This window comes from Vibrio sp. OPT46 (assembly GCF_015163535.1).
In the GTDB taxonomy this organism is placed as follows: domain Bacteria; phylum Pseudomonadota; class Gammaproteobacteria; order Enterobacterales; family Vibrionaceae; genus Vibrio; species Vibrio alginolyticus.
Window position 1 is genome coordinate 87203 of the sequence record NZ_JADDYG010000005.1, and the last position, 4223, is coordinate 91425.

3 protein-coding genes are annotated in these 4223 nt (G+C 45.4%); all 3 read left to right on the forward strand.

Translation table 11 applies throughout. From position 1 onward, the window contains the following. On the forward strand, positions 1–2365 hold a 2365-nt coding region (gene alaS / locus IQR33_RS00560), incomplete at its 5' end, for an alanine--tRNA ligase (RefSeq protein ID WP_193843430.1). A 214-nt stretch (positions 2366–2579) separates the two neighbouring features. After that, positions 2580–3767, forward strand: a complete 1188-nt coding sequence (locus tag IQR33_RS00565; protein WP_005383803.1) for an aspartate kinase — start codon at positions 2580–2582, stop codon at positions 3765–3767. 92 nt (positions 3768–3859) lie between these two features. Beyond that, the gene (gene csrA, locus IQR33_RS00570; protein ID WP_004415691.1) at positions 3860–4057 is read left to right on the forward strand and encodes a carbon storage regulator CsrA; all 198 of its coding nucleotides are present in this window, start codon (positions 3860–3862) and stop codon (positions 4055–4057) included. The last annotated feature ends 166 nt before the right edge of the window (positions 4058–4223 follow it).

Genomic DNA, 4223 nt, shown 5'->3' on the forward strand with positions numbered 1-4223 from the left:
CAAACATAACGACCTAGAAAATGTTGGCTTTACTGCTCGTCATCACACATTCTTTGAAATGTTAGGCAACTTCAGTTTTGGCGATTACTTCAAAGAAGATGCGATCTCCTTTGCTTGGGAATTCCTAACCGAAGTTCTTAAACTGCCAGCGGATCGTTTATTGGTAACTGTTTACGAAACCGATGACGAAGCGTTTGACATCTGGAACAAGAAAGTTGGCGTACCCGCTGATCGTATTGTTCGCATTGGTGATAAAGAAGGCGGCAAGCCGTACGAGTCTGATAACTTCTGGCAAATGGGCGACACTGGTCCTTGTGGTCCATGTACTGAAATCTTCTACGATCACGGTGAACACATCTGGGGTGGTCGTCCTGGCACGCCTGAAGAAGATGGTGACCGTTTCATCGAGATCTGGAACAACGTATTCATGCAGTTCAACCGTCACGCAGACGGCACTATGGAACCGCTACCAAAACCATCGGTAGATACTGGTATGGGTATCGAGCGTATCTCTGCAATCATGCAAGGCGTTCACTCAAACTACGAAATTGATGTATTCCAAACTCTTATCAAAGCAGCGGCTGAAGTCATTGGTTATGAAGATCTATCGAACCAATCGCTACGCGTTATTGCTGACCACATCCGTTCATGTTCATTCTTGATTGTTGATGGTGTGATGCCTTCAAACGAAGGTCGAGGTTACGTATTACGCCGTATCATCCGTCGTGCAGTTCGTCACGGTAACAAGCTGGGCGCACAAGGTGCATTCTTCCACAAGTTGGTTGGCGTTCTAGCTGACATCATGGGTACGGCTGGTGAAGAGCTGAAGCGTCAACAAGCTGTGGTTGAAAAAGTACTGCGTATCGAAGAAGAAAACTTTGGTCGTACACTTGAGCGCGGTATGGCGATTCTAAACGAAGCATTAGATAACCTAGACGGTAAAGTACTGGACGGCGAAACCGTATTTAAACTTTACGACACTTATGGCTTCCCAGCTGACTTAACTAACGACGTTGCACGTGAGCGTGAGTTCGCAATCGACGAAGAAGGTTTTGAGAAAGCGATGGAAGAACAGCGTCAACGTGCGCGTGAAGCGGGTAACTTCGGTACTGACTACAACGCAGCAATCAAAGTTGATACGCAAACAGAATTCTGTGGTTACACAGGTACTAAAGGCTCTAGTTCTGTAGCAGCGATGTTCGTTGAAGGCAACGAAGTAGATTCACTATCTGCGGGCGACAAAGCAATCATCGTACTTGGTGAAACGCCATTCTACGCAGAGTCAGGCGGTCAGTGTGGTGACGCTGGTGAAATCCGTACTGAGTCTGGTGTATTCCGCGTTGAGGACACTCAAAAACTAGGTAACGCAATCGCGCACCACGGTGTAATGGCAGAAGGCGTTCTAGCGAAAGGTGATGAAGTAGCAACTATCGTTGACGCAGAGCGTCGCGCAGCTATCTCTCTAAACCACTCAGCAACGCACTTGCTACACGCAGCACTACGCCAAGTTTTAGGTGAGCACGTAACGCAGAAAGGCTCATTAGTGAAGGCAGACAACCTACGTTTCGACTTCTCACACCTAGAAGCCGTAACTGCAGCAGAACTGAAAGAAGTTGAGCGTCTAGTTAACGCGCAAATTCGTCGCAACCACACGATTGAAACCAACGTGATGGACATTGAGTCAGCTAAGAAGAAAGGCGCAATGGCTCTATTCGGCGAGAAGTACGACGACGAAGTACGCGTACTGTCTATGGGTAACTTCTCGACAGAGCTTTGCGGTGGTATTCACGCATCAAGCACAGGTGATATTGGCCTATTCAAAATCACTTCAGAAAGCGGCATTGCTGCAGGTATTCGACGTATTGAGGCGGTAACAGGCGAGGCTGCATTAGACGCGATTGAAGCTCAAAACGCGAAGTACGAAGAGAAACTGGCAGAATCTGCACAGAAAGCAAAAGCGCTAGAGAAAGAAGTGCAGAAGCTAAAAGATAAGATGGCGGCAGCAGAAAGCGCTAACATCATGGGCAAAGCGGTTGAAGTCAATGGTACAAAAGTTCTAGTCGCAGCTCTTGAAGGCGCTGACAGCAAGAACCTACGTACTATGGTTGATGACATCAAGAACCAAATGGGGTCTGGTGTCGTACTGCTTGCCAACGTAACAGGTGACAAGGTTGGCCTGATTGCTGGTGTGACTAAAGATCTAACTGGTAAAGTAAAAGCTGGTGATCTAGTTAAGATGATTGCTGAGCAAGTCGGTGGTAAGGGCGGTGGTCGTCCTGACATGGCTCAAGCTGGTGGTACTGATGTAGCCGCACTACCAGAGGCAATTAAAACAGTTCAGCCTTGGTTAGAAGAGCGCTTATAAGCTTTTAACTACTAAAATTACGCTCAATCAAGTTTCTTTGATTGAGCGTTATTTTTTTTTTAGCAGCCAAGTGGTTTAATTGACCAAAAGTTAACCGAGTCATTTAGGCTATTTGGTTTTTGTTGTAACTACTGCTTATATAATTTTTCTAAAAGGAAATACTGAAGATGTAAGCAGTTCTAAAGAGACTTCGGTCTTGGGAAGGTGAAGACTGGTGAAAAAGCCCCTTATCGTGCAAAAGTTTGGCGGAACCTCAGTGGGTTCAATTGAAAGAATCCACCAAGTTGCTGAACACATCATTAAGGCGAAAAATGATGGCAATCAAGTTGTTGTTGTCGTGTCTGCAATGTCAGGCGAAACAAACAGACTGATGGACCTCGCTAAACAGATAGATAGCGTGCCTACAGCTCGAGAACTTGATGTTTTGCTCTCTGCTGGTGAGCAAGTGTCAATGGCACTGTTAGCAATGACACTCAATAAATTGGGTCATGCTGCACGCTCGCTTACCGGAGCACAGGCGAATATTGTGACGGATAATCAACACAATGACGCAACGATTAAACACATTGATACTAAGACAATTCTGGGATTGCTTGAGCAAGACCAAATCGTGATTGTTGCAGGCTTTCAAGGTGTGAATGAGAACGGGGATATCACCACATTAGGTCGAGGTGGCTCAGATACGAGCGCAGTGGCACTGGCAGGCGCATTGCGCGCTGATGAGTGTCAAATCTTTACCGACGTTGATGGTATTTATACTTGTGACCCACGTGTAGTGAAAAACGCGCGAAAATTGGCGGTTATCGATTTTCCTTCCATGGAAGCGATGGCAAGCCGAGGCGCGAAAGTATTACATTTACCTTCAGTGCAATTTGCATGGAAGAATAATGTGCCACTGCGCGTGCTTTCGACATTTGATGTTAATGAAGGCAGTCTGGTAAAGGGGGAGTTAGGCAATCAAGCCGTCTCTGGTATAGCCATTCAACGTGACCTTGCCATAATCGAAGTCGATAAAGAACATTTATCTAGTGCTACAAAACAATGTCAGATGTTGGGTATCGACATTTGGAATGTGATCGAGGAAACAGAACGGGCAGGTATCATGATAAAACAAGATGCATGTGCCAAGTTCGATCTGGTGTTCAGCGACAAAATCCGTAATAGTGAAGTGGTAAGCCTGTTGACCGCAGTGGGGCTTGAGGCCAATGGAATGGTAGAGCACGCATGCGATTTGTTGGCAAAGCGAGATATTGAGATCAATTTCAGCGCAACGAATGCACTCACTATGATGCTAGTTTTAGCACCCGAATGTGTGGATACAGCAGCAAACATTCTGCATGATGCTTACATTACGTCTAGTGAAGCATTAAACATTCAACAAAAACATGCCTTTTTAGGCTGATTTTCGCTAACAAGGTAGTTTACGAAAATATAACTTTTGTTGGATAATAGCTTTGTAGCAAGAAAATTTAGAGATTACTCAAGGAGCAAAGAATGCTAATTTTGACTCGCCGCGTAGGCGAAACACTGATGATTGGTGATGAAGTGACTGTAACTGTACTAGGTGTTAAAGGTAACCAAGTGCGTATCGGCGTTAACGCTCCGAAAGAGGTTTCAGTTCACCGTGAAGAAATCTACATGCGCATTCAAGCTGAAAAAGGCAATGGCAACGTTGCTTCAGGTAACTACTAAGTCGCTCCTGTTTACAGAGCTTAGTTTGAATGAAAAAGGCTAACCGAAGGGTTGGCCTTTTTAGTTTTTACTGTGCCGTCCTAAATAAGGTTGACACTTTCCACCCCCAAAATTGGAGAGTGTTATGAAATCAACAACTAAAAGAACTCAGCGCGATTACTCCCTC